24 protein-coding genes and 1 tRNA gene are annotated in these 23,828 nt (G+C 60.9%); 17 read left to right on the top strand and 8 right to left on the bottom strand.

Annotation, left to right across the window (positions count from 1 at the left end; translation table 11 throughout):
* Nucleotides 1-108: 108 nt before the first annotated feature.
* The 9 genes from ftsB to rpoS are packed head-to-tail and all read left to right on the top strand — an operon-like array spanning nt 109 to nt 6,709.
* Nucleotides 109-426, top strand: coding sequence for a cell division protein FtsB (gene ftsB, locus LG30_RS0100975; protein WP_033128836.1), 318 nt, complete (start codon nt 109-111; stop codon nt 424-426).
* Nucleotides 419-1,126, top strand: a complete 708-nt coding sequence (ispD, locus tag LG30_RS0100970; protein WP_033128835.1) for a 2-C-methyl-D-erythritol 4-phosphate cytidylyltransferase — start codon at nt 419-421, stop codon at nt 1,124-1,126. The genes ftsB and ispD overlap by 8 nt, the downstream gene beginning before the upstream one ends.
* A complete protein-coding gene (gene ispF, locus LG30_RS0100965) occupies nt 1,123-1,599 on the top strand; it encodes a 2-C-methyl-D-erythritol 2,4-cyclodiphosphate synthase (RefSeq protein ID WP_033128834.1) in 477 nt (158 codons plus the stop codon). Before ispD ends, ispF begins: the two co-directional genes overlap by 4 nt.
* The gene (gene truD / locus LG30_RS0100960) at nt 1,599-2,657 is read left to right on the top strand and encodes a tRNA pseudouridine(13) synthase TruD (protein ID WP_033128833.1); all 1,059 of its coding nucleotides are present in this window, start codon (nt 1,599-1,601) and stop codon (nt 2,655-2,657) included. The genes ispF and truD overlap by 1 nt, the downstream gene beginning before the upstream one ends.
* Nucleotides 2,638-3,399 carry a 5'/3'-nucleotidase SurE gene (gene surE, locus LG30_RS0100955; protein WP_033128832.1) on the top strand — a complete coding sequence of 254 codons (762 nt, stop codon included), beginning with the start codon at nt 2,638-2,640 and terminating at the stop codon, nt 3,397-3,399. Before truD ends, surE begins: the two co-directional genes overlap by 20 nt.
* 4 nt (nt 3,400-3,403) lie before the next feature.
* Nucleotides 3,404-4,021 (top strand): protein-L-isoaspartate(D-aspartate) O-methyltransferase, encoded by a 618-nt coding sequence (locus LG30_RS0100950; RefSeq protein WP_033128831.1) that lies wholly within the window; start codon nt 3,404-3,406, stop codon nt 4,019-4,021.
* On the top strand, nt 4,018-4,599 hold the full coding sequence (locus LG30_RS0100945; RefSeq protein WP_033128830.1) for a YqaA family protein: 582 nt from the start codon (nt 4,018-4,020) through the stop codon (nt 4,597-4,599). Before LG30_RS0100950 ends, LG30_RS0100945 begins: the two co-directional genes overlap by 4 nt.
* Nucleotides 4,600-4,608: 9 nt before the next feature.
* The gene (locus LG30_RS0100940) at nt 4,609-5,679 is read left to right on the top strand and encodes a LysM peptidoglycan-binding domain-containing protein (protein WP_033128829.1); all 1,071 of its coding nucleotides are present in this window, start codon (nt 4,609-4,611) and stop codon (nt 5,677-5,679) included.
* 46 nt (nt 5,680-5,725) lie between these two features.
* A complete protein-coding gene (gene rpoS / locus LG30_RS0100935) occupies nt 5,726-6,709 on the top strand; it encodes an RNA polymerase sigma factor RpoS (RefSeq protein ID WP_033128828.1) in 984 nt (327 codons plus the stop codon).
* Between the two features lie 68 nt (nt 6,710-6,777).
* On the opposite strand, the gene tsaD is transcribed toward rpoS, so the two are convergent.
* Nucleotides 6,778-7,791 (bottom strand): tRNA (adenosine(37)-N6)-threonylcarbamoyltransferase complex transferase subunit TsaD, encoded by a 1,014-nt coding sequence (gene tsaD, locus LG30_RS0100930; RefSeq protein WP_033128827.1) that lies wholly within the window; start codon nt 7,789-7,791, stop codon nt 6,778-6,780.
* A gap of 179 nt (nt 7,792-7,970) precedes the next feature.
* On the opposite strand from tsaD, the gene rpsU reads away from it, so the two are divergent.
* From rpsU to LG30_RS0100910, 5 genes are all read left to right on the top strand, one after another.
* Nucleotides 7,971-8,186 (top strand): 30S ribosomal protein S21, encoded by a 216-nt coding sequence (gene rpsU, locus LG30_RS21245; RefSeq protein ID WP_005309452.1) that lies wholly within the window; start codon nt 7,971-7,973, stop codon nt 8,184-8,186.
* A 14-nt stretch (nt 8,187-8,200) separates the two neighbouring features.
* Nucleotides 8,201-8,644 carry a GatB/YqeY domain-containing protein gene (locus tag LG30_RS0100925; RefSeq protein WP_033128826.1) on the top strand — a complete coding sequence of 148 codons (444 nt, stop codon included), beginning with the start codon at nt 8,201-8,203 and terminating at the stop codon, nt 8,642-8,644.
* Nucleotides 8,645-8,732: 88 nt separating this feature from the next.
* Nucleotides 8,733-10,520 carry a DNA primase gene (gene dnaG / locus LG30_RS0100920; protein WP_033128825.1) on the top strand — a complete coding sequence of 596 codons (1,788 nt, stop codon included), beginning with the start codon at nt 8,733-8,735 and terminating at the stop codon, nt 10,518-10,520.
* A 183-nt stretch (nt 10,521-10,703) separates the two neighbouring features.
* Nucleotides 10,704-12,599, top strand: a complete 1,896-nt coding sequence (gene rpoD, locus LG30_RS0100915; protein WP_338010722.1) for an RNA polymerase sigma factor RpoD — start codon at nt 10,704-10,706, stop codon at nt 12,597-12,599.
* Between the two features lie 199 nt (nt 12,600-12,798).
* Nucleotides 12,799-12,875: transfer RNA gene (locus LG30_RS0100910), tRNA-Ile, on the top strand.
* Nucleotides 12,876-12,922: 47 nt separating this feature from the next.
* On the opposite strand, the gene LG30_RS0100905 is transcribed toward LG30_RS0100910, so the two are convergent.
* The 6 genes from LG30_RS0100905 to purH all read right to left on the bottom strand — a co-directional run bounded on the left by LG30_RS0100905 (nt 12,923) and on the right by purH (nt 20,722).
* Entirely contained in the window at nt 12,923-13,393 is a 471-nt protein-coding gene (locus tag LG30_RS0100905; RefSeq protein ID WP_033128823.1) for a tetratricopeptide repeat protein, read from the bottom strand.
* A gap of 257 nt (nt 13,394-13,650) precedes the next feature.
* Nucleotides 13,651-16,227 carry an alpha amylase C-terminal domain-containing protein gene (locus LG30_RS0100900; RefSeq protein ID WP_033128822.1) on the bottom strand — a complete coding sequence of 859 codons (2,577 nt, stop codon included), beginning with the start codon at nt 16,225-16,227 and terminating at the stop codon, nt 13,651-13,653.
* A 341-nt stretch (nt 16,228-16,568) separates the two neighbouring features.
* Entirely contained in the window at nt 16,569-17,120 is a 552-nt protein-coding gene (locus tag LG30_RS0100895) for a cytochrome b/b6 domain-containing protein (RefSeq protein ID WP_033128821.1), read from the bottom strand.
* Entirely contained in the window at nt 17,101-17,475 is a 375-nt protein-coding gene (locus LG30_RS0100890) for a cytochrome b562 (RefSeq protein WP_033128820.1), read from the bottom strand. The genes LG30_RS0100895 and LG30_RS0100890 overlap by 20 nt, the downstream gene beginning before the upstream one ends.
* Nucleotides 17,476-17,732: 257 nt before the next feature.
* A complete protein-coding gene (gene purD / locus LG30_RS0100885; protein WP_033128819.1) occupies nt 17,733-19,022 on the bottom strand; it encodes a phosphoribosylamine--glycine ligase in 1,290 nt (429 codons plus the stop codon).
* Between the two features lie 107 nt (nt 19,023-19,129).
* Nucleotides 19,130-20,722, bottom strand: coding sequence for a bifunctional phosphoribosylaminoimidazolecarboxamide formyltransferase/IMP cyclohydrolase (purH, locus tag LG30_RS0100880; RefSeq protein WP_033128818.1), 1,593 nt, complete (start codon nt 20,720-20,722; stop codon nt 19,130-19,132).
* A 413-nt stretch (nt 20,723-21,135) separates the two neighbouring features.
* Here purH and zntR point away from each other — a divergent pair, with 413 nt between their 5' ends.
* The 3 genes from zntR (at nt 21,136) to LG30_RS0100865 (ending at nt 22,450) form a co-directional block, all read left to right on the top strand.
* Nucleotides 21,136-21,573 carry a Zn(2+)-responsive transcriptional regulator gene (gene zntR, locus LG30_RS0100875; RefSeq protein ID WP_033128817.1) on the top strand — a complete coding sequence of 146 codons (438 nt, stop codon included), beginning with the start codon at nt 21,136-21,138 and terminating at the stop codon, nt 21,571-21,573.
* Nucleotides 21,563-22,117: a dihydrofolate reductase family protein gene (locus LG30_RS0100870; RefSeq protein WP_033128816.1), complete on the top strand. Its 555-nt coding sequence runs from the start codon at nt 21,563-21,565 to the stop codon at nt 22,115-22,117. The genes zntR and LG30_RS0100870 overlap by 11 nt, the downstream gene beginning before the upstream one ends.
* 117 nt (nt 22,118-22,234) lie before the next feature.
* On the top strand, nt 22,235-22,450 hold the full coding sequence (locus tag LG30_RS0100865; protein WP_033128815.1) for a ribosome alternative rescue factor ArfA: 216 nt from the start codon (nt 22,235-22,237) through the stop codon (nt 22,448-22,450).
* Between the two features lie 96 nt (nt 22,451-22,546).
* Here LG30_RS0100865 and hemW read toward each other — a convergent pair whose 3' ends face one another.
* Entirely contained in the window at nt 22,547-23,692 is a 1,146-nt protein-coding gene (hemW, locus tag LG30_RS0100860) for a radical SAM family heme chaperone HemW (protein WP_033128814.1), read from the bottom strand.
* Nucleotides 23,693-23,828 lie beyond the last annotated feature (136 nt).

The following is a 23,828-nucleotide window of genomic DNA, read 5'->3' as shown; positions in this document are numbered from 1 at the left end:
CCGGATCCCGCCCGTTTTTTTATTCCCCCTTACCCGTCTGGCACACCGGCTTCCTTTTGTCTTGCCTGCGAATATGGGAAACTAGGCCGCTTGAAGGAGATTCAGTGCATGCGGCTATTCACTCTTATCCTGCTCTTCCTGTTGGGAGGGCTGCAGTATGATTTCTGGCTGGGGAAGAACGGCCTCTCCGACTATCGGGAACTCTCCGATGCCATCAACCGGCAGCAGCAGGACAATCTGACTCTCAAGGATCGCAACAATTTGATTTATCGTGAGATCGACGATCTCACCTCGGGCCTCGAGGCCATCGAGGAGCTGTCGCGCAACGATCTTGGTTACATCAAGCAGGGCGAGACCTTCTACCGGATCATTCCCAAGGAAAAAGACCAAGTAACAGAGCCGGACGGTGCGCCCTACGATGATTGATCTGCCAACCGGGCTGACCGCCATAGTCCCGGCCGCCGGTATCGGCAGCCGCATGGGCGCCGAGTGCCCGAAGCAGTACCTGCCGCTGGCGGGGAAGACCATTCTGGAGCATACCCTCGGCTGTCTGCTGTCCCACCCGGCCATCGCCCAGGTGATAGTGGCGCTGGCGCCCCACGATGGCTGGTTTGATGCCCTGCCCATCGCGGCCGATCCACGTATCCTGCGGGTCGAAGGCGGCGCGGAGCGCGCCTACTCGGTGCTCAATGCCCTGCAGGTGGCGAGCTCGGACTGGGTGCTGGTGCACGATGCCGCCCGTCCCTGCCTCTGCCACAGCGATCTCGATGCGCTCATCGCGGCGGCCCTGGCCTGCGATGGCGCCATCCTCGGCAGTCGGGTGCGGGACACCATGAAGCGCACCGACGCAGCTGGCAACATAGTGGCGACCGTCGAGCGCGAACAGCTCTGGCATGCACTGACCCCGCAGATGTTTCCCACCGTCCGCCTCAAGCGGGCGCTGGAAGAAGGATTGGCGCTCGGCGCCAGCATCACCGATGAGGCCTCCGCCATGGAGCGGGCCGGTTTCCCGGTGCGGATGGTGGAGGGGCGCGCCGACAATATCAAGGTGACCCGGCCGGAGGATCTCTCTCTGGCGGGGCTGTTTTTAGATCAACAGAATTCATCGTTCAAGGAGCCATCATGATCCGCATTGGACATGGTTTTGATGTACACCGATTTGGCGGGGTCGGCCCCTGCATGCTGGGCGGGGTAGCGGTGCCGTACGAACAGGGGCTGCTGGCCCACTCCGACGGTGATGTGGTGCTGCACGCGGTGAGCGATGCGCTGCTGGGGGCGATCGGTGCCGGTGATATCGGCCGCCACTTCCCTGATACCGCCGCCGAGTTCAAGGGGATCGACAGCCGTATCCTGCTGCGGGACGTCTATGCCCGGGTGCTGCAGGCGGGTTATGCCATCGGCAATCTGGACGTGACCATCATCGCCCAGGCTCCCAAGATGGCGCCCCATATCGATGCCATGTGCGCCGTGCTGGCGGCGGATCTGCAATGTGATTTGAATCGGGTGAACGTCAAGGCGACCACCACCGAACAGCTTGGTTTTACGGGGCGCAAGGAAGGGATTGCCACCGAAGCCGTCGTCTTACTGGTGAAACAATAATGTTGGAACAGCTTAGCTATCTGCACGGGGCGCCGACCGCCCGCGGCATCCTCAAGGCCGAGGCCAGTGACTTCGTGGTGGTCGAGGATCTCGGCTTCGAACCCTGCGGCGAGGGTGAACATATCTTCGTGCGGGTGCGCAAGACCGGTGAGAACACCGCCTGGGTGGCGGGCCTGCTGGCCGATGCGGCCGGGGTCAACCGCAATGCGGTGACCTGGGCCGGCCTCAAGGATCGCCATGCGGTGACCGAGCAGTGGTTCGGCATTCACTTGCCGGGCAAGGGCGAGCCGGATCTGTCGGTCATCCAGAGCGACAGCATCCAGATCCTGCAGGCCAAGCGCCACAACCGCAAGCTGCGGGTCGGTTACCTCAAGGGCAATCACTTCACCTTGCGCCTGACCGGCATAGAGCAAGCCGATGGGCTGGCATCCCGTCTGCACGCCATCGCCAGCCAGGGGGTGCCGAACTATTACGGCGAACAGCGCTTCGGTCGCGGTGGCAACAACCTGGAGGCGGCCAAGGCGATGTTCGCCGGCAAGCGGATCAATGATCGCAACAAGCGCTCCCTCTATCTCTCCGCCGCCCGCAGCATGCTGTTCAACGCCATCGTCAGCGCCCGCATCGAGCAGGGCCTGGCTCAGCAGCTGCTGGCCGGCGATTGCCTGATGCTCAAGGGCAGCCACTCCATCTTCAGCGAGGAGGCGGTGACCCCCGAGCTGGAGGCGCGGCTGGCTTCCGGTGACGTGCAGCTGACCGCTCCCCAGTGGGGCCGTGGCCGGCTGGCCAGTCAGGGCGCCGCCGCCGAATTCGAGCTGGGCGTGCTGGCCGCTTACCCCGACTGGTGCGCTGGCCTGGAGAAGGCCGGGCTGGATCAGGACAGACGCCCGCTGCTGCTGCAACCGGAAGGAATGAGCTGGGAGCTGGGCGCCGATGCGCTGACCCTGTCGTTCTTCCTGCCGGCCGGTGCCTTTGCCACCAGCGTGGTACGCGAGTTAATGCAGGCCGAAGAGGCCGATCACGGTTTCAGGAACCCAACCGATGCGAATTCTGGTCAGTAATGACGATGGAGTACATGCCGAGGGGATCCTTGCCCTCAGCACGGCCTTGACGGCTTGTGGTGAGGTCATTGTGGTGGCGCCGGATCGCAACCGCAGTGGCGCCAGTCATTCTCTGACGCTGGAGGTGCCGCTGCGGGTCACCCGCATCAGCGACGCTGCCTTTCACGGGATCAAAAGCTATGCGGTCAAGGGGACGCCGACCGACTGCGTGCACCTCGCGGTCAATGAGCTGGTGCGCCCCGAGCCGGACATGGTGGTGGCCGGCATCAATCACGGTGCCAATCTGGGGGATGATGTCATCTACTCGGGCACAGTGGCGGCCGCGACCGAGGGACGTCACCTCGGCTTCCCGTCGCTCGCCATCTCCCTGGTGGGCAAGACCCACTTCGCCACGGCCGCCCACTATGCGGCCCAGCTGGTGCGAGGCCTGATGGTGCACCCCTTGCCTGCCGACCAGATCCTCAACGTCAATGTGCCGGATCTGCCGATCGAGCAGATCAAGGGGATCAGGGTGACCCGTCTTGGCAATCGCCATCGGGCCGAGGCGGTGATCCGCACCGAGGATCCCCGTGGTCAACCCATCTACTGGATAGGCCCGCCGGGCAGCCAGCAGGATGCGGGGGAGGGTACGGATTTCGCCGCCATCGAGCAGGGTTATGTCTCCATCACCCCCTTGACCATCGACATGACGGCCTACGGCAGTCTGGCGAGTCTGGGAGCCTGGTTGGATCTGCAGGGATGACGCGGTGATCGTACAGCGCCTGTTGAACCAGCTGATCGCCCAGGACATTCGCGATTTCCGCGTGCTCGCGGCGATTGCGAAAGTGCCGCGCCAGCTATTTGTAGATGAAGCCATGGCGCACAAAGCCTGGGACAACACGGCTCTGCCCATCGGTCAGGGCCAGACCATCTCGCAGCCTTACATGGTGGCGCGGATGACCGAGCTGCTGATCCAGAACAATCCGGCCCATGTGCTGGAAATAGGCACGGGTTCCGGTTATCAGACTGCGGTGCTGGCTCATCTGGTGGAGCATGTCTATACGGTGGAGCGGATCAAGTCTCTGCAATTTCTGGCCCGGCGCCGGTTGCGTCAGCTCGATCTGCACAACGTTTCGGCCAAGCATGGTAACGGCTGGCTGGGCTGGCCAAATAAGGGGCCGTTCGATGCGATTCTGGTGACGGCGGCGGCGAGCGAGGTGCCCAAGGCCTTGACCGATCAACTGGCCGATGGCGGCCGTCTGGTGTTGCCGGTGGGTGACAGCCAGCAGACGCTGCAGCTGATCGAACGCTCCGGTTCCCAGCTGACCAGCCGGGTCCTGGAGCCGGTGCGTTTCGTTCCTCTTATCGACGGAGATGTTGAGTGACGCTGTTCTCCCGACTCTATGTCGTGGTGATGCGCTGGGCCCGCCATCAGTACGCACCTTATTATCTGGCGATCACTGCCTTTATCGAGTCGGTGTTCTGGCCCATCCCGGTGGATGTGATGCTGGCCCCCATGGCGCTGGCCAAGCCCCGGCGGGCCTGGCACTATGCCGCCCTGGCGACCCTGTGCTCGGTATTGGGGGCACTGTTTGGTTACCTGCTTGGCTACGCCTTATGGGAGCCCGTGGTACAGCCGCTGGTGGTCTCGGTCGGCTATGAAGACAAGATTGCTCTGGCCGAGCAGTGGTTTGAACAATGGGGCATCTGGGTGATTTTTATTGCCAGTTTCACGCCGATCCCCTACAAGGTGTTTACCGTCACGGCGGGCCTGCTCCACATGGCGCTATTGCCCTTCATCCTGACCTCGCTGATAGGTCGTGGTATGCGCTTCTTCCTGGTGGCGGGCCTGATGCGCTGGGGCGGTGAGAAGATGGAGCGCAAGCTGATGCACTATGTGGATGTGCTCGGCTGGCTCTGTATTGGTTTGGCCATTGCGGCCTATTTCTGGTTTAGTCGTTAAGGATCCACTATGCGTTCGCGTGTTTGGCAAGGAAGTAGTGTCGTCGTGTTGTCATGGCTGCTGCTTGCCTGCTCTTCCAGCAAGACTGCTGCCCCGGTACAGAGTCTCGGCAATGACCCCATTGCCTCGACCATCCCGACTCGTCAAAACATGGCCAATTCGGGCATGCAGGGTGGCAGTTACACAGTGGTGAAGGGGGATACCCTGTACTCCATCGCATTCCGTTCGGGCATGGATGTCGCATCCCTGGTCAGCCTCAACGGCATCAGCCCTCCCTACAACATCTATCCGGGCCAGCAACTCAGGTTGGATGGCGCATCATCCGGTACTGTGGTGAGCACAGCTAGTGCTGTCAGCCATAGTAGCGGGGCCAGTAACGGCACTTATGAAGTACGCCGTGGCGACACTCTGAGCAGCATTGGCCGCCAGTTCAATGTGTCCAATCAGACGCTGGCACAGCGCAACAACCTGCAGGCACCCTATGGGCTGCATGTCGGCCAGGTGCTGAGCGTGCCGTCGTCCGGTGCGGCGAGCGGCGGTCAGATGGTGGCGGTGACGACACCGGCTGTGGCCAGTTCCGGCCCCAAACCGCTGGCGACTGCACCAGCAGGTACGACCACCCCATTCATCTCACAAAAAAGCATTGCTCCGGCATCTTCAACAGCATACGCTCAGTCGACAGAACAAAAAAACAGCAACTCCCAGTCGACACTCTCGTGGCACTGGCCGACACAAGGCCGGATCGTCGAAGGTTTCTCTGTTGCGGAACAGGGTAACAAGGGTATCGATATCTCGGGCCAGAAGGGGCAACCCATCTACGCCGCGAGTGGTGGCAAGGTGGTCTACGCGGGTAGCGCACTGCGGGGTTATGGCAAGCTGATTATTCTCAAACACAACGATGACTACCTCTCGGCTTATGCCCACAACGACGAGTTGAGGGTGAAGGAGGGAGACTCCGTCAAGGGCGGAGCTGTCATCGCCAATATGGGTAGCACGGATGCGCCGGATGTGCGCTTGCACTTTGAAATCCGGTACAAAGGCAAATCAATCAATCCGATGGGCTATTTGCCAAAGCGTTAACCCAGAGAGCTGAGTCTTGCTCTGGTTCAGGTCAGGGAGACATATCATGAGCCAAGAACAACTGGTAATGCAGGATGCAGAGTTAGAGTTCGACGAGGAGCTGGAGTCCCAAGAGGAAGAAGAAGTTCAGGAAGTCACCGCCGAGGCTGAGGAGACTATCTCCGACGAGCTCATGGTGCCCGAACTGAACAAGGTAATGGATGCCACCCAGCTCTACCTGGGGGAGATAGGATTCTCCCCCTTGCTCACGGCCGAAGAAGAAGTCTATTACGCCCGTCGTGCCTTGCGCGGTGACAAAGCCGCCCGCAAGCGCATGATCGAATCCAACCTGCGTCTGGTGGTCAAGATCGCCCGACGCTACAACAACCGGGGCCTGGTGCTGCTGGATCTCATCGAAGAGGGCAACCTCGGTCTCATCCGCGCGGTCGAAAAATTCGATCCCGAGCGCGGCTTCCGTTTCTCCACCTATGCCACCTGGTGGATCCGCCAGACCATAGAGCGGGCCATCATGAATCAGACCCGCACCATCCGTCTGCCCATCCATGTGGTCAAAGAGCTGAACGTCTACCTGCGCACCGCTCGCGAGCTCTCTCATCGTCTCGATCATGAACCTACCGCCGAGGACATTGCCCACGCGCTGGATCGCTCGGTCGATGACGTGAATCGCATGCTCAAGCTCAATGAGAAGATCACCTCGGTGGATACCCCCATCGGCGGCGATCGGGACAAGGCGCTGCTGGATGTGCTCTCCGACGAGCGCGGCATGGGCCCGGAGCTGGAGTCCCAGGACGACGACATGCGTGCCAGTATTGTGCACTGGCTGGAGGAGCTTAATCCCAAGCAGCGTGAGGTGCTGGCTCGTCGCTTCGGCCTGCTCGGCTATGAACCTGCCACCCTGGAAGACGTGGGGGCCGAGATTGGCTTGACCCGGGAGCGGGTGCGCCAGATCCAGGTGGAGGGGCTGCGCCGTCTGCGGGAGATCCTGATGGGGCAAGGGCTCTCCATCGAGGCATTGTTCCGCACAAACTAAGCTTTGCAGTCAGAAACAACAAAAAGGGGCCTGAGGCCCCTTTTTTATATTGCAATGGATCTTGTGGATCACACCGGATCCAGGGTGTCCAGCGGCCAGCGTGGCACCGCCTTGATGACTAGGGGTTCAAACACGCCAGCCTTGAGGCGTTGCATGCCGGCGTAGGCGATCATGGCGCCGTTGTCGGTGCAGTATTCGGTGCGGGGATAGAATACCTCGCCCTTGAGGCTCTCCATCAGCTCGGCCAGCTGGGTCCGCAGATGGCGGTTGGCGCTGACGCCACCGGCGACAACCAGGCGCTGCAGACCCGTCTCTTTCAGGGCACGGCGGCACTTGATGGCTAGGGTGTCGACCACCGCATCCTCGAAGGCGCGGGCGATGTCGGCACGAGTCTGCTCATCGTTGTCATTGGCGGCGATAGTATTGGCGGCAAAGGTCTTGAGGCCGGAGAAGCTCATGTCGAGGCCGGGTCTGTCGGTCATGGGGCGCGGGAAGACGAATCGTCCGGTAGTGCCCTTCTCGGCAAGGCGCGAGAGCAGGGGGCCACCTGGATAGTCCAGCCCCATCAGCTTGGCGGTCTTGTCGAAGGCCTCACCAGCGGCGTCGTCGATGGACTCTCCCAGCAGCTGGTAGCTGCCGATACCATCGACCCGCACCAGCATGGAATGACCGCCGGAGACCAGTAGCGCCACGAAGGGGAATTCGGGGGCTTTCTCTTCCAGCATGGGGGCCAGCAGATGACCCTCCATGTGATGCACGGCAATGGCCGGTTTGTTCCACGCCATGGCAAGCGAGCGGCCTATGGTGGCACCGACCAGAATGGCGCCAACCAGACCTGGACCGGCAGTGTAAGCGATGCCGTCGATATCATCTTTACCCAGCCCCGCTTCTTGCAATGCGGCCTGGATCAAGGGGATCGTCTTGCGTACATGATCCCGGCTGGCAAGCTCGGGGACGACGCCACCGTAGTCCGCATGCAGCTTGACCTGGCTGTATAACTGATGGGAAAGGATCCCTTTTTGATCATCGAAGATCGCGATCCCGGTTTCGTCACAGGATGTCTCTATGCCCAATACACGCATTGCTAAAAAATTTCACTGCTAAAATGAGACGGCTATGGTAACCTTCGCGGGTTTTTTAAACCAGAGCGATCTCTACGGGTTTACTTTCATTCCCTGTCCAGAGTATAATTTCGCACCATTTTAAGACATGCTGATCGACTGATGGTCAGCTAACAATATATCACTGAGGTGAAAGGCACATGCCAGTAATCAAAGTCCGTGAAAATGAGCCGTTTGACGTTGCTCTGCGTCGCTTCAAGCGTTCTTGCGAAAAGGCCGGTATCCTGTCTGAAGTTCGTAGCCGTGAGTTCTACGAGAAGCCGACTACCATCCGTAAGCGCGCCAAAGCGTCTGCCGTTAAGCGTCACGCCAAGAAGCTGTCCCGCGAAAACGCACGTCGTATCCGCCTGTACTAATTGGGGGTAATGCCGTGTCTCTGAAGGATCAACTCAAGGATCAACAAAAACTCGCCATGCTTGCCAGAGATAAGGCTCGCCTGGGGACGATCCGTTTGTTGATGGCAGAAATCAAGCAGCGTGAAGTTGATTCCCGTATCGAGCTCAATGATGAGGATATCCTCGCTGTCGTGACCAAGATGGTCAAACAGCGCCGCGATTCCATCAGCCAATTTGAAGCTGCCGGTCGTCAGGATCTTGCCGACATAGAGTCTGCCGAGATCTTGGTTCTGCAGGAATTCCTGCCGCAACAGCTGACCGCAGACGAAATTGCCGCGTTGATCGAGCAAGCCATCGCTGAAAGTGGTGCTGCCGTCATGGCTGATATGGGCAAGGTCATGGCTGTTTTGAAGCCGAAGATTCAGGGGCGTGCCGATGTCGGCGCTGTCAGTGCTCAGGTGAAAACCCGCTTGGCATAACAGGCATTTCTCTTGTTAGTCGAAAGAAGCCGTGCTTCCCTGTGAATGCGCGGCTTTTTTATTTTCCGAGTCATGAAACAGGACGGTTATGGCAGGCAGGATCCCACAATCCTTTATCGATGATCTGCTCGTACGCACAGACATAGTCGAGCTGATCGACTCACGAGTGCGTCTGAAAAAAGCCGGCAAGAACTATCAGGCTTGCTGCCCTTTTCATAACGAAAAAAGCCCCTCTTTCACCGTCAGCCAGGAGAAGCAGTTTTATCACTGTTTCGGTTGTGGCGCCCACGGCAACGCCATCGGCTTTGTCATGGAGTACGACGGACTCGAATTCCCCGATGCCATCGAAGAGCTTGCCAACCTGCAGGGCATGCAGGTGCCCCGTGAGCAGAATGTGGGCGGGACGGGCAAGGCACAGCCTGCTGTCAGCAAGGATCTTTTTGAGCTGATGAGCCAGATTGCTCGCTTCTACGAGAGCAATCTGAAGAATGCCCCCCAAGCTGTTGAATATCTGAAGGGCCGTGGTCTGACCGGGGAAGTGGTCAAGCGTTTCAATATCGGATATGCCCCTGCAGATTGGGATCAGGTGAGACGCCGCTTTGGCGCCAGCCGGGATCACGAGCAACTGCTCATCTCGGGCGGTATGCTGATCACGCGTGATAGCGGCCCCGGCAGTTATGATCGCTTCCGCGATCGCATCATGTTCCCGATCCGTGACAAGCGCGGCCGGGTCATTGGCTTCGGTGGCCGGGTGCTGGGGGACGGCACGCCCAAGTACCTCAACTCGCCGGAAACGCCCATCTTCCACAAGGGACGAGAACTGTTTGGCCTCTACGAGGTGAAGCAGGCACACAAGGATCCTCGCCGGATCCTGGTGGTGGAAGGCTACATGGACGTGGTGGCGCTCGGTCAGTATGACATCGACTATGCGGTGGCTGCGCTTGGTACGGCCACCACCAGCGACCATATCCACACCCTGTTCCGTACCACGGCCGAAGTGGTCTGCTGCTATGACGGTGACAATGCCGGTCGTGAAGCGGCCTGGCGGGCGCTGGACAATGCGCTGCCTCACCTGCAGGACGGGCGGGAGCTCAAGTTTGTGTTCCTGCCGGATGGTGAGGATCCAGATTCCCTGGTGCGCCAGATTGGCAAGGAGGGCTTCGAAGCCCTGCTGGACGAGGCACAACCTTTCGCCGATTTCATGTTCGAGCGTCTGGGACGGGATGCCGCCCTCTCCGGTGAGGCGGGCAAGTTCGAAGTCGCCAACAAGGCGGCCGAGCTTATTCGCCGGGTGCCGGAAGGTTTCACCCGGGAGGGACTTATCACCCGACTCTCCAGCATGATGCGCTGGGGAGAGAACAAGCAGCGGATCGCCGAGCTGTTTGCCCGCAACAGTCAGCCAAAGACCGAGCTGACCAAACCCAAGGCCGCCAAGCTGACGCCGATCCGCCGCGCGCTGGCGTTGATGTTGCAATATCCGGCGGTGACGGCCGAGCTGCCGGCCATGCCGGAGCTGGCCGGATTGCGAGTGCAGGGCATCAAATTCCTGCTGCAACTGCATCAACAGATCTTGTCCCAACCCGCTGTCACCACCGGCATCTTGCTGGAGCATTGGCGCGGTACTCGGGAGGGGGAGATCCTCGCTCAGCTAGCGATGCATGACCTGTTTGAAGATATCAAGCTCGACCAGGAGCCGGATATTTTGGGGGAGTTGCAGGATACCTTCGTCGGATTCATCAATCAGTTCCTGAAGCAACGAATTGAAGAATTGCAGGCTAAGGTGGCTCAGGAGGGACTAAGCTCTGAGGAAACACAGGAGCTGATGATGCTGATCAAAGAAGTACAGACCGAGAAAAGAAATGAGAGCGGGGCTTGATATTTGAGTGATGGGCCCCAATATGTCTACTGTTGCCCGAATCGACGGGATTAAAAGCAAAAATTTTATAACCGCCTGGCCCCGACAATACTGCGGGCAGGGGTTTCTCATGACCGACGCCGCAACCAGACATAGCATGTCTGGCGGTTTTCTATTAGAATTGGCTATTTGCGCAGCAGCGCACTGTACGCGCAACCTAGCAACACCAACCGGATGAGTTCTATGGAGCAAACCCCGCAGTCTCAGCTTAAACTCCTCGTTGCCAAAGGTAAAGAACAGGGCTACCTGACCTATGCCGAGGTGAACGATCACCTCCCGCAAGACATTGTCGACTCTGACCAGATCGAAGACATCATCCAGATGATCAACGACATGGGTATCCAGGTGGTGGAGAACGCCCCGGATGCCGACGACTTGATCATGGCTGAAGGTGGTACCGCCGATGAAGACGCTGCCGAAGCAGCGGCCCAGGCTCTGGCATCTGTTGAATCTGAGATTGGTCGCACGACCGATCCCGTCCGCATGTACATGCGGGAAATGGGTACCGTCGAACTGCTGACCCGTGAAGGCGAAATCGACATCGCCAAGCGGATCGAAGACGGTATCAACCAGGTACAAAGCTCCGTTGCCGAGTACCCCGAAGCTATCACTTACCTGCTCGAACAGTACGACAAGTACGAAGCCGAGCAGCTGCGTCTGTCCGATATCATCTCCGGCTTTATCGATCCGAACGAAGCGGATGACGTGGCGCCAACCGCCACTCATATCGGCTCCGAGCTCAGCGAAGATGACCTGGCTGACGAAGACGAAGACGAAGACGAAGACGAAGATGGGGATGGCGACGACGCCGATGACGAGGGGGACGGTGGTCCGGATCCTGAAGTCGCCCGTGAGAAGTTCGGTGAGCTGCGTGCCCAGTACGAAGTAACCCGTCTCTCCATTCAGAAGAATGGTCGTGCCCACGATGACACCCAGGCCGCTATCGCCCAGCTGGCCGATGTGTTCCGTCAATTCCGCCTGATGCCCAAGCAGTTCGATCGCCTGGTCAACAACATGCGCGAGATGATGGAGCGGGTTCGCGTGCAGGAACGCATCATCATGAAACTCTGCGTTGAGCAGGCCAAGATGCCGAAGAAAACCTTCGTCGCGGCCTTCACCAACAACGAGTGCGAGACCGCCTGGTTTGAATACCAGAAACAGGCTGGCAAGGCCTGGTCTCCGCGTCTGCTCGAGATGGACGAAGACGTGCTGCGTGCCATCGGCAAGCTGCAGCAGATCGAAGAGGAAACCGGCCTCTCCATCGCCCAGATCAAAGACATCAACCGTCGCATGAGCATCGGTGAGGCCAAGGCCCGCCGTGCGAAGAAAGAGATGGTTGAAGCTAACTTGCGTCTGGTGATCTCCATCGCCAAGAAATACACCAACCGCGGTCTGCAGTTCCTGGATCTGATCCAGGAGGGCAACATCGGTCTGATGAAGGCTGTGGACAAGTTTGAGTACCGTCGTGGCTACAAGTTCTCGACCTATGCCACCTGGTGGATCCGTCAGGCCATTACCCGCTCCATCGCGGATCAGGCCCGTACCATCCGTATCCCGGTGCACATGATCGAGACCATCAACAAGCTCAACCGTATCTCCCGTCAGATGCTGCAGGAGATGGGTCGTGAACCGAACCCGGAAGAGCTGGCGATGCGCATGGGCATGCCGGAAGACAAGATCCGCAAGGTGTTGAAGATCGCCAAGGAGCCCATCTCCATGGAGACGCCCATCGGTGATGATGAAGATTCCCACTTGGGCGACTTCATCGAAGATACCACCCTGGCCTTGCCAGCGGATGCGGCCACCAGCGAGAGCCTGCGCAACGCTACCCGCGAAGTGCTGGCTGGCCTGACTGCCCGTGAAGCCAAGGTGCTGCGGATGCGTTTCGGTATCGACATGAACACTGACCACACCCTTGAGGAAGTGGGTAAGCAGTTCGACGTGACCCGTGAGCGTATTCGTCAGATCGAAGCCAAGGCCTTGCGTAAACTGCGTCATCCGAGCCGCTCGGAAGTGCTGCGCAGCTTCCTGGACGAGTAGTCTCAGGGTAGGGGGTGGTCAACCCGATACAGCCTTGTCAAAAGCCCCGCCATGCGGGGCTTTGTTTTATCAGGGTTTCACGAGTCGGGGGGATCACGCATATTGGCGGGGGCTGTACAAAATATCAGCAAGTGATTGATCTGCCTATGGACGAGGTATCTCGCATCCCCTATAATCCACGCCGCAAAACCAAGATTCTGGCCCCTTAGCTCAGTTGGTTAGAGCAGTCGACTCATAATCGATTGGTCGCCTGTTCAAGTCAGGCAGGGGCCACCAAATTCAGACAAAGCCGCTCATCATGAGCGGCTTTGTCGTTTCTGGCGTTACCAGCGCCGGTCCAGATCCTCGGCGTAGAGCGTGATGGCGCGTCTATAGGGAACCAGATCGGGATCCGTCGTCGTCTCCGCCAGTACCCTCAGCAGCGTCTCGATCCCCTCCTTGTGGTTCCCCAGGTTGTAGCTGGCCATGGCACCAAACACTTTGAACTCATTGGCCTCGGGGAAACGGGCCTGTCCCTGCTCAAAGGCGGCCAGCGCCTCGGCATATTGGCCGATGCTGCGATAGGAGCTGCCGAGGCCGAGCCAGGCACCGCGCAGTGTCACTCCCCCCAGCCCCAGTGCTATGGCCTTCTGGTAGAGGGGGATGGCCTGGGTCTCGCGCCCGAGCATGTCGTGCAGACAGGCCACCTCGTAGTGCAGCTCGGCGTGCTGCGGATGCTCGGTGAGCTGCAGCAGGCCGTGTTGACGGGCCTCTTCAATCCTTCCCTCGGCCTTGAGGGCTTCCAGCTGTTTCATATGCGCTCCTGCATGGGGATGTCGATCCAGTATGCCTGTGAGTCGGCGGTCGGGAAATGGGGTAAGCGAGGTCCCCTGGCGGCGGAGGAGAAGGCAGGAGAATATTCGGCTGGGAGGTCGGGGTGTGAGGGGGAGAGCGAGTAGAAAAATGTCACCGGGTCGAGGACCCGGTGACACGGCTTCATTATGGTGGCGGATCTGCTTCGGTGGCAATCGGCATGGGTACCGTCTGCCGCCAGAGCATTCTCGCCCTAGGCTTATTGGGCGCTCAGGTTGTAGGCCAGCGTCTGGTCGTTGAAGCGAACCAGATAGGCACCGACCACGGCTGTGGCGATGTCAGCCCCTGCCGACTCGGCCACGCCGTCCTGGTTGCTGTCGCCGTAGTTCTGGGTCCAGTCCCCCTTGACGTCGAACTTGAAGCTTTGCCCGCCGTTGGCATCACCGGTGCCGCTGAAGGTGATGCTGGCCTGCCACAGGTGGTCGCCGACCAGGGTCAGGGGGGTGGTGCCCCAGTTGTTGGGGGTGCCACGCAGGTTCAGGCTGGGGAAGGTCTTCGCATAGCCGACGCTGACCGGGGTCAGGCTGTAGGCCAGGGTCTGGTCGTTGAAGCGCACGCGGTACAGGCCGGTGACAGTGGTGGCGATGTCGGCACCGGCCTGCTCGGCCACGCCATCCTTGTTGGTATCGCCGTAGTTCTGGCTCCAGTCCCCCTTGACGTCGAACTTGAAGCGCTGATTGGTCTGGCCGTCGAAGCTGACCAGCGCTTCCCACTGGTTGTCGGCGACCAGCGTCATGGCAAGCGTCCCCCAGCCGTTGGGAGTGCCACGGAAGCTCAGGGTCGGCAGCACGCTGTTGTAGGCGCCGTTGCTGTCGGTGACGGTCACCGTGGCGCTGGCACTGGCGGTCAGCCCCTCGGCGTCGGTGACGGTGACCGTGATGGTGCGGGTACCCAGGGCATCGAACAGCACCGTCTCTGTCTTGGCGCTGCCGCCGGTGGACCAGGCGTAGCTCAGCACACCGGCATCGTCGCTGGAGGCGGAGGCGTCGAACACCACGCTCTCACCCAGCTTGACGCTGATGGTCTTGGGAGAGAGGACGGCGACGGGGGCCTGGTTGTCGTTCAGCGGAGAGATCTGGTAGCTGAGATCGCTCTCCTTGAGGGAGATGCGATACTGGCCGGCGCCGCTGATGAAGATGTCCTTGGTGCTGCCCTTGTCGGCGATGCCATCCCCCTCGTTGTCACCATAGTTTTCGGTCCAGTTACCGAAGACGTCGAATTTGACGCGCTGGGCCCCGGTGGCATCACCTGTGCCGGTCAGGTTGACGGTGGCGGACCAGACGCGGTTGGCATCGACTGTCATAGGGGTATTGCCCCAGGCATTGTGGGTGCCGCGCAGGTTCATGCTGCTGAACTTGTTGCCAGGCAGGGTGGTCCCGCCACAGGGGCTGGCCTTGGTACAGCCGGCCAGGATGGCGGCGGCCTTCATGCCGGCGAGGTTCAGGTTGGCCTTGCCGCTGCCGTCGACTGTGATGTAGGCGCCGCTGCAGTAGTCGTTGCCACTCAAGATGTTGCAATACTCGCCGGCCGGCAGGCCGGTCTGCACCGAGGCCACCAGGCTGCCGCCCTCGTTGTTGATGGCGACGAAGCCCTTGTCACCCCGGCCGAAGGCGATCTGGTTGTTGCCGTTATCCCACCAGTTGCTGACCGCCGTGCCCTCGGTGCGGTTGTGGAACAGGGCCATGTTCATGATGGTCGGGCGGCGCTGCTCGCAGTTCCACTGGCTGTCGGAGCAAGGCGTGCTGCCTGGCGCCCCCTTGTCGGTCTCGTATTTTCCCATGTCGGCGAAACGATAGCCTGACATCACCTGCTTCCAGCCATAGGGCCAGGCCATCATGAAGACGTTGGCCAGCTCATAGCGGGCGCCGTTCATGAAGGTGAGCATGCCGCCGCCACCGTGGCCGCGCTCGCGGTCGTGGTTGACCACGAAGATGAAGGACTTGTCGGAGGGGAGCAGGCCCCAGCTCTCGCCCAGGGTCTTGAGGTTCTTGATCTGGCCGTTGAAGTTGGCGGCCAGACTGGTGCCGTATTTGAAGTCGGTGACGCGGTCGATATAGGTGTAACGGTTGGGCTGGATCTCGGCGGACTCACCGCCGGCGCCTATCACCTCAAGGTAGGCTTTGGGACTGCCCGCCTTGTCGAGGATCGCTTTCACCTCGCTCGGGGCCATGTGTTTGGCCGCATCGACTCGAAAACCGGCGACCCCCCAGCCGAGCAGGGTCTTCATGTAGGTGGCTATCTGATCCTGCACGTAGACGGAGCCGGTGTTCAGATCCGGCATGCCGTAGAGGGCGCCGTTCCAGACGTTGTTGCTGTCGCCGTAGTTGGTGATGTCACCGCTGTGGTGGAAGTCGTTGTAGCCAAACTGGGGATACTGGAACTGGCCCGAGTTGTAGCTGCCGCCGCCGGTGGCGGTACCGGTCCCGGAGGCGAGCTGGTTGAAGACGGCATCGGCGTAGATCTTGACCCCGGCGGCGTTGCAGCGGGCGATCATGCTCTTGAGCTCCGCCTCGCTACCGCCGAAGCTGTTGAAGTTCTTGAAGCTGACGGGCTGGTAGACGGTCCACCAGTACTCGCTGCCCTGCTTGTGTTCGGCCGGTGGCGTGATCTGGACACCCCCGAATCCCTTGGGCCCGAGCACGGTCTCGCACTCGTTGGCGATGTCGTTGAACTTCCATTGGAACAGGTGGACCATGACCCCTTCGGCGCTGGCGCTGTGGCTGAATGAGCCAAGCGCCGCCGCGAGCAGGGCGGTTCGAAACAGTGTGTTGTGCATGACGATTTTCCCTTCGACTTTGTTATTGGTTATCACTGCCTGAGTCTCGAACGGACGACGAACAACCTCGTTCGGTCAGTAGCATTCATGAAATCGAAATGGTTGAAAATCGAACAGCGGGATTTAGTTAAGAATTGTGAATGAAAATGCTTTCATATGAGGCTCATGAAAGGCTGTATTGAGACCCTGATCGGACATTTGTGCCATCTCGGTAAAGGGTTGGCTTGCGAAAGCCTGGAGCATATTCAGAGGGGGAGGGAGGACGCCATGCCTGGCCATGCAAGGTGGCATCAGGCTGGCGGGATAATGGAACGAGCACCCGAAGTGGGTGCCCGTCTGGCTCAGGAATGGGTTTCTTGCCGGGCCGGGGTTGCGCGGCGGCGCGTTGGCAGCATGCGCGCGACCAGGTTGTTGCGCTGGCGCCAGGAGGTATAGACGATGGCGCCCAGGTGCAGGGCTATCATGGCCTGCAGCGCCCAGGTGCACCACTGGTGCCAGTCATCGGCATCGAGCTCGAAGCCCAGCTCGGTGTTCTGGAACCAGCCGCTGCCGGCGGTGGCCAGGATGATCAGCCAGAGTGCCCAGACCGCCAGCTTGCCGCTGCCGTGATGGCCGGGGGCGGGAGGGGTGCGCTCGCGCAGCGCCGCCGCCTGCTGGCGGAACTCAACCCGGTTCGGGATGAGGGAACTCAGGCGGGCATGACCCCGCGCAAAGGAGAGGCCCCAGCCCAGCCGGACACTGATCAGAATGATGGCCAGATAGCCGAGCCGCTCGTGCCAGGTCTCCCCGGCTTCGTTGAACCAGAGGTTGGCGACGCAGGCGGCCGCCACCCCCCAGTGGGTGAGGCGAACCAGCGCATCCCAGCGAAAGGGATCAGCCCTTCTGCTTGGCATAGGTGTGGTACTCCTTCTTCAGGTCGTTGATCTTGGCCAGGTGAGCGCGGGCCTTTTCCTGATCACCGGCCTGCAGCGCCGCCAGGCTGGCATCCAGCTCGGTCTGCACCTCGTTCATGCCTTCCAGGAACTTCTCTTTCTTGGCGGTCGGCATGTTCTTCGCTTTGGCGATGTCGAGCTGGGCCTTCATCTCCTTGATGTGTTTCTCCATGGTGGCGGCATCGTCAGCCTTGACGGCCTGCTTGTAGTTGAAGCCGATATTTTTCATCGGCTGCTCCAGATCGCCGGCCATGGCAGGCAGGGCCATCAGGCCGAACATCAGGGGCAACAGCAGGGGGCGCACAGTTTTCAACATGGGATTTCCTTATGAAGTAACGACATTGCAGTTTTTATGGCACTCATTTGAGTGCGGCGTCATGCAGCATGATGCCATGAAAGCGGGGTCAATTGTATGGATAAAGTGCGACCAATTGTGACTAAGTGTGCGCATTGTGCTGATGATATGTAGCAAGCCAGTGAGGAAAACCAGAGGGGAATCGGGCCTGAGACTGCCGTCACGGGCAGCAAAAAGGGCCCGCAGGCCCTGATGTTCAGCTTGAGACGAGTGCCCGATTATTGGGCCTGCTCACGTTCGATGGCGCGCCAGCCGATGTCGCGGCGGTAGAAGACGCCGTCCCACTGGATGCGGTCCGCCAGCAGGTAAGCGCGTCGCTGCGCTTCGGCGACAGTGTGGCCCAGGGCGGTGGCGCACAGCACGCGGCCACCGGCGGTGACGACGGTATCCCCTTCGAGACGGGAGCCGGCATGGAACACCTTCTCGCCGCTCGCCTCTTCCACCGGCAGGCCGCTGATGGGCTTGCCCTGGACATAGTCACCGGGGTAACCGCCGGCGGCCAGTACCACGCCGATGGCGACGCGGGGATCATAGATAGCCTCTACCTGATCCAGCTTGCCGGCGCAGGCGGCGAGGCACAGCTCCACCAGATCGGAGCGCATGCGCAGCATGATGGGCTGGGTCTCGGGGTCGCCGAAGCGGCAGTTGAACTCGATCACCTTGGGATTGCCCTGGCCATCGATCATCAGGCCGGCGTAGAGGAAACCGGTGTAGAGGTTGCCCTCGGCCGCCATGCCGCGCACCGTCGGCATGATCACCTGTTCCATCACCTTTTTGTGCACTTCATCGGTCACCACGGGGGCCGGGGAATAAGCTCCCATGCCGCCGGTGTTGAGACCGGTGTCGCCATCGCCAACCCGCTTGTGATCCTGGCTGGTGGCCATGGGCAGCACGTGCTCGCCGTCCACCATGACGATGAAGCTAGCCTCTTCCCCGTCCAGGAACTCCTCGATCACCACCCGGGCGCCGGCATCGCCGAACGCATTGCCGGACAACATGTCGATCACGGCCTCTTCGGCCTCTTCAAGGGTCATGGCGACGATGACGCCCTTGCCGGCGGCCAGGCCATCGGCCTTGATGACGATGGGGGCGCCCTTCTCGCGCAGGTAGGCCAGTGCCGGCGCCACCTCGGTGAAGTTCTGGTAGTCGGCGGTCGGGATGGCGTGACGGGCCAGGAAGTCCTTGGCGAAGGCCTTGGAGCCTTCCAGTTGGGCGGCGGCGGCGGTCGGGCCGAAGATGGCGAGCCCTTCGGCGCGGAAGGCATCCACCACCCCTTTCACCAGCGGGGCTTCGGGCCCGACTATGGTGAGGCCGATCTGCTGGGCCTTGGCGAAGGCCAGCAGGGCCGCGATGTCGGTGGGCTCGATGGCGACGTTCTCTATGCTGCCTTCGTGGGCCGTGCCGGCATTGCCGGGGGCGACGAACACCCGGGTCACCATGGGAGATTGCTTGGCCTTCCAGGCCAGGGCATGTTCACGGCCACCATTACCAATGATCAGTACTTTCATCGTCTCGCTCGCTTCTATTCGTGATAACCCACTGCATTTGCAGGTGCAAACCAGTCAGTTGAAATAGTCCGTTGAAAAGAGGGCCACCCCGGGGCGGCCCTGTCTCATCAGTGACGGAAGTGGCGCATGTTGGTGAACAGCATGCACATGCCGTGCTCGTCGGCGGCGTCGATCACCTCTTGATCCCGCATCGAGCCACCGGGCTGGATGACGCAGGCGATGCCGGCGGCGGCGGCGGCATCGATGCCGTCGCGGAACGGGAAGAAGGCGTCGGAGGCCATGACGGAGCCCGCTACGGTCAGCCCTTCATCCTCGGCCTTGATGCCGGCAATCTTGGCGGAGTAGACCCGGCTCATCTGGCCGGCGCCAACGCCTATGGTCTGGCCGTCTTTGGCGTAGACGATGGCGTTGGATTTGACGAACTTGGCGACTTTCCAGCAGAACAGCAGGTCTTTGAGCTCGGCCTCGGTGGGCTGGCGCTTGCTGACGACCTTCAGATCCCCGAGCGTGACCATGCCCAGATCGCGCTCCTGCACCAGCAGGCCACCGTTGACGCGCTTGAGATCAAACCCTTGCGCCGGTGCGGTCCACTGACCGCATTCCAACAGGCGCACGTTCTGCTTGGCCGCGACGGTGTCACGGGCCTCCTGGCTGACGCTGGGGGCGATGATCACCTCCACAAACTGGCGCTCGACGATGGCGGCGGCGGTGGCGCCGTCCAGTTCACGGTTGAAGGCGATGATGCCGCCGAAGGCGGAGGTGGGGTCGGTCTGCCAGGCGCGCTCGTAGGCCGCCAGCAGATCGGCACCTATGGCCACGCCGCAGGGGTTGGCGTGCTTGACGATGACGCAGGCCGGCTCGCTGAACTCCTTCACGCACTCCAGCGCCGCGTCCGTGTCGGCGATGTTGTTGTAGGAGAGTGCCTTGCCCTGCAGCTGGACGGCGCTCGCCACCGAGCCAGGGGCGGCCTGCTCCTCGGCATAGAAGGCGGCGGCCTGATGGCTGTTCTCGCCGTAGCGCATGTCCTGCTTCTTGATGAACTGGCTGTTGAAGGTGCGCGGGAAACGGGACTCTGCGTCGCCTTCCTTGTTGTCACCGTAAGAGGGAACCAGGGTGCCGAAGTAGTTGGCGATCATGCCGTCGTAGGCGGCGGTGTGCTCGAAGGCCGCGATGGCGAGATCGAAGCGGGTGGAAAGGCGCAGACTGTTGCCGTTGCCGTCCATCTCGGCGATCACCCGACCGTAGTCGGCGGCCTTCACGACGATAGCCACGTCTTTGTGGTTCTTGGCGGCGGAGCGCACCATGGTCGGGCCACCGATGTCGATGTTCTCGACCGCGTCTTCCAGGGTACAGCCTGGCTTGGCGACGGTGGCGGCGAAGGGATAGAGGTTGACGACAACCATGTCGATGGGGGAGATAGCGTGCTGGGCCATGATGGCGTCATCCCGATCGCGGCGGCCGAGAATGCCACCGTGCACCTTGGGATGCAGGGTCTTGACCCGGCCGTCCATCATCTCGGGGAATCCGGTGTAGTCGGAGACCTCGGTCACCGGCAGACCCGCCTCGGCAAGCAGCTTGGCGGTGCCACCGGTGGAGAGCAGGGCAACGCCACGCTCGTTGAGCGCCTCGGCAAATTCCAGGATGCCGGTCTTGTCAGACACACTCAGCAGCGCACGGCGAATGGGTCGAGCTTGTTCCATCACACTATCGTCCTCAGCATAACGGGGACCGTTCCATGGGAGGCGAGGCTCAACACAGAGAGTCCCCAAATAAATGGAAGTGGGGGATTTCGCAAAGCACTCTCACCGGCACTGGGCAAGAGTATTTTAGGAAATACCCGCTTGACGCGACGCTCTCTTGTGGGCGCGTATTCTACACAGAAAATGTGAGCCGTGGTGGATTTTTTGAAATGGCGAAGCCTTTTGTGGTGCGGTGTTAAACGTTTTCCGCTCGTATTTTGTGAAACGTTTGTCTTTTCAGTGTATTGATTGGAAATGACCGGGCGGGAGCCCGTTATCTACTGCTTTCCTGCCTTTGGCTGGTAATCGGCAGGCAAAGGGGAGATAGTGAGAACCGCTTCATATTGAGTACCAACGCCGGCGGGAGAGCGGACATGTATCGGATCGGAGAACTGGCCAAGGCATGCGGAGTAAAGGCGGATACCCTGCGCTTTTACGAGAAGAACGGGTTGCTCTCGCCGGGTCTGCGCAACGACTCCGGCTACCGTGTCTATGGCGAGCAGGACAGGCGGCGGCTGGAGTTTATCATCCGTGCCAAGTCGGTGGGCTTCTCCCTTGCGGACATAGGCGAGCTGCTGGATCTTGACACCAACAAGGCCAGCGTCACCTGCCAGGAGGTGAAGGCGGTGGCCGATGCCAAGTTGGCGCAGGTGGAGCAGAAGATCATCGAGCTGACCCGTTTTCGCGAGAACCTGCGCGAGCTCTCCAACATCTGCTGCGGTGGCCCGCGCTCGGCGGAGCACTGCGCCATCCTGGAGACCCTGGAGTCCGGTGCGCCCGCTCAACATGAGCATCACGATCATGAGCACTGAATCCCTGAGCACCCAGCGCCGCCCCAGCGTCTGTGCCTTCCTGGCACTCTCCCTCGACGGCTTTATCGCGGGGGAGGGTGGCGATCTGGACTGGCTGACCCCCTTCTCCGGCGACTCACCGCAAGAGACCGGCTACAGCGCCCTGATGGCGAGCGCGGATGTGCTGCTGATGGGGCGTAACACCTTCGATGTCGTGCGCGCCTTCCCCGACTGGCCCTACGGCGACAAGCCGGTGGTGGTGCTGACCCACAGGCCTGCCGAGCCCGGTGCTAACCTCTCCTTCCGGCAAGGGGAGCTTGGGCAAGTGCTGCGCGATCTGTGGCAGGAGGGGGTACGGCACCTCTATCTGGACGGCGGCGAGCTGGTGCGCCAGGGCTTGCAGGCCGGACTGGTGGATGAGCTGACCCTGTTCTGGGTGCCGGTGGTGCTGGGCAAGGGAGTCTCGCTGTTTGGCGGCGAGCCGCTGCCAGAGCGGCTTGTCCCGCTCTCCACTGCAGTGCTGGCGAGCGGCCTGGTGCGGGTGATCTACCGGCCCGCTCCCTGAGCCTGGGCAATCCGCCCCGGCCTCTTGCACTCGGGGGCCGGGAGGCGCACAATCGGCGCGTTTTTATTTCCACTGGCGTATTTTTAGCCAGTTTCAACCACACAGACAGGAGCCAATATGGCCAAGAAGAAGCGGGTCGATATCATCGATCAGGCCCACGATCATGGGCGGGGTGTCATCCAGGACAATCACCTCAAGGCGCTGGTCACCTCAACCCTGTTTCAGGCCAGGGTCGAACCAAGCAAGAAGGGCAAGGGCAGCTACCAACGCAAGGCCAAGCAGGGCCAGCGGTGGGAGCCCGGTCAACAGCAGATGGTACGCGTCTGCTGCTGAGCGGGTTTCTGCCGCTAGGCATGACTGAAACAGAGAGGGTGCCATGGGCACCCTCTCTGTTTTGGCGGTGAAGCCAGACCTTGATGCCCCGTCGGCTTATTCGTCCATAAAGAGCTCGAGCAGGACGTTCAGATAGCGATGGCCGAGGGAGGTCAGCTGCCAGCTGTCGCCGAGATCCTCGATCAGCTCCTTGGTCTGGGCAATCGCCAGCATGGTCTCCACCCGCTCCAGCGCCAGACCGGTATAGGCCTCGAACTCCGCCTTGGGGGCCGGCTCGAAGAGCCGGAACCGGTTCATAAAGTATTCCAGCGGCAGATCGTCCTCGGTCACAGTCCACTGGTTGTCCAGGTAGGGACGGGCGGGATCCAGATAACCTTTCGGGTGCTTCACCTTGGCGCTGCGTAGGATCCGCTGACCGGCCAGATCCGTCATCTTGCCGTGGGCACCGCAGCCGATGCCCAGATAGTCGCCAAAGCGCCAGTAGTTGAGGTTGTGGCGGCACTGATAGCCCACCTTGGCGTAGGCCGAGATCTCGTACTGGTGGTAACCCTGGGCGGTGAGCATGGCGTGGCCCTGCTCGTAGATGTCCCACAGGGTGTCATCCTCTGGCAGCTTGGGGGGCTTGGAGGCGAAGGCGGTGTTCGGCTCTATGGTGAGCTGATACCAGGACAGGTGCGGCGGCGCGCAGTCGATGGCTTGCTGCAGGTCATAGAGCGCATCCTCCAGGCTCTGATCCGGCAGGCCGTGCATCAGATCCAGGTTGAAGGTGGGAAGCGCTATGGCGTGAGCCAACTCGGCGGCCTTGCGCGCCTCCTCGGGGCCGTGGATGCGGCCGAGCCGGGTCAGCTTCTCCTGCTGGAAGCTCTGCACCCCGATGGAGATGCGGTTGATGCCCGCCCGCTGGAAGCCGGCGAACTTGTCCGCCTCTACCGTGCCCGGGTTCGCCTCCATGGTGATCTCGCAGTCCGGGGTCAGGGCGATGCGCGCCCGCACACCGTCCAGCAGGGTCTGCATGGCTTCGACGCTCAGCAGGCTCGGGGTGCCGCCACCGATAAAGATGGAGGAGAGCGGACGCCCCTGGGCCCAGTGCAGATCCTGATCCAGATCCTCCAGCAGGGCCGCCACATACTCGAGGTGCGGCAGCTCCCCCTTCTGGGCGTGGGAGTTGAAGTCGCAGTAGGGGCACTTCTGGACGCACCAGGGCACATGGATATAGAGGGAGAGGGGCGGCAGTTGCAGCATGGGGTTTCCAGTAATCAAAAATCAGAACGGGGGCTGATGGAACTGACCCCCGTTGCAGATGACAATGTGTGTTTGCAGATCGGCGATGCAGCGAGCAAAACGGGGGCCGACGGCCCCCATTGTAGATGAAATGCGC

Source organism: Aeromonas aquatica (assembly GCF_000764655.1).
In the GTDB taxonomy this organism is placed as follows: Bacteria; Pseudomonadota; Gammaproteobacteria; order Enterobacterales; family Aeromonadaceae; genus Aeromonas; species Aeromonas aquatica.
The sequence above is the reverse complement of the archived record's forward strand: the minus strand, read 5'-3'. Positions and strand labels throughout refer to the sequence as shown.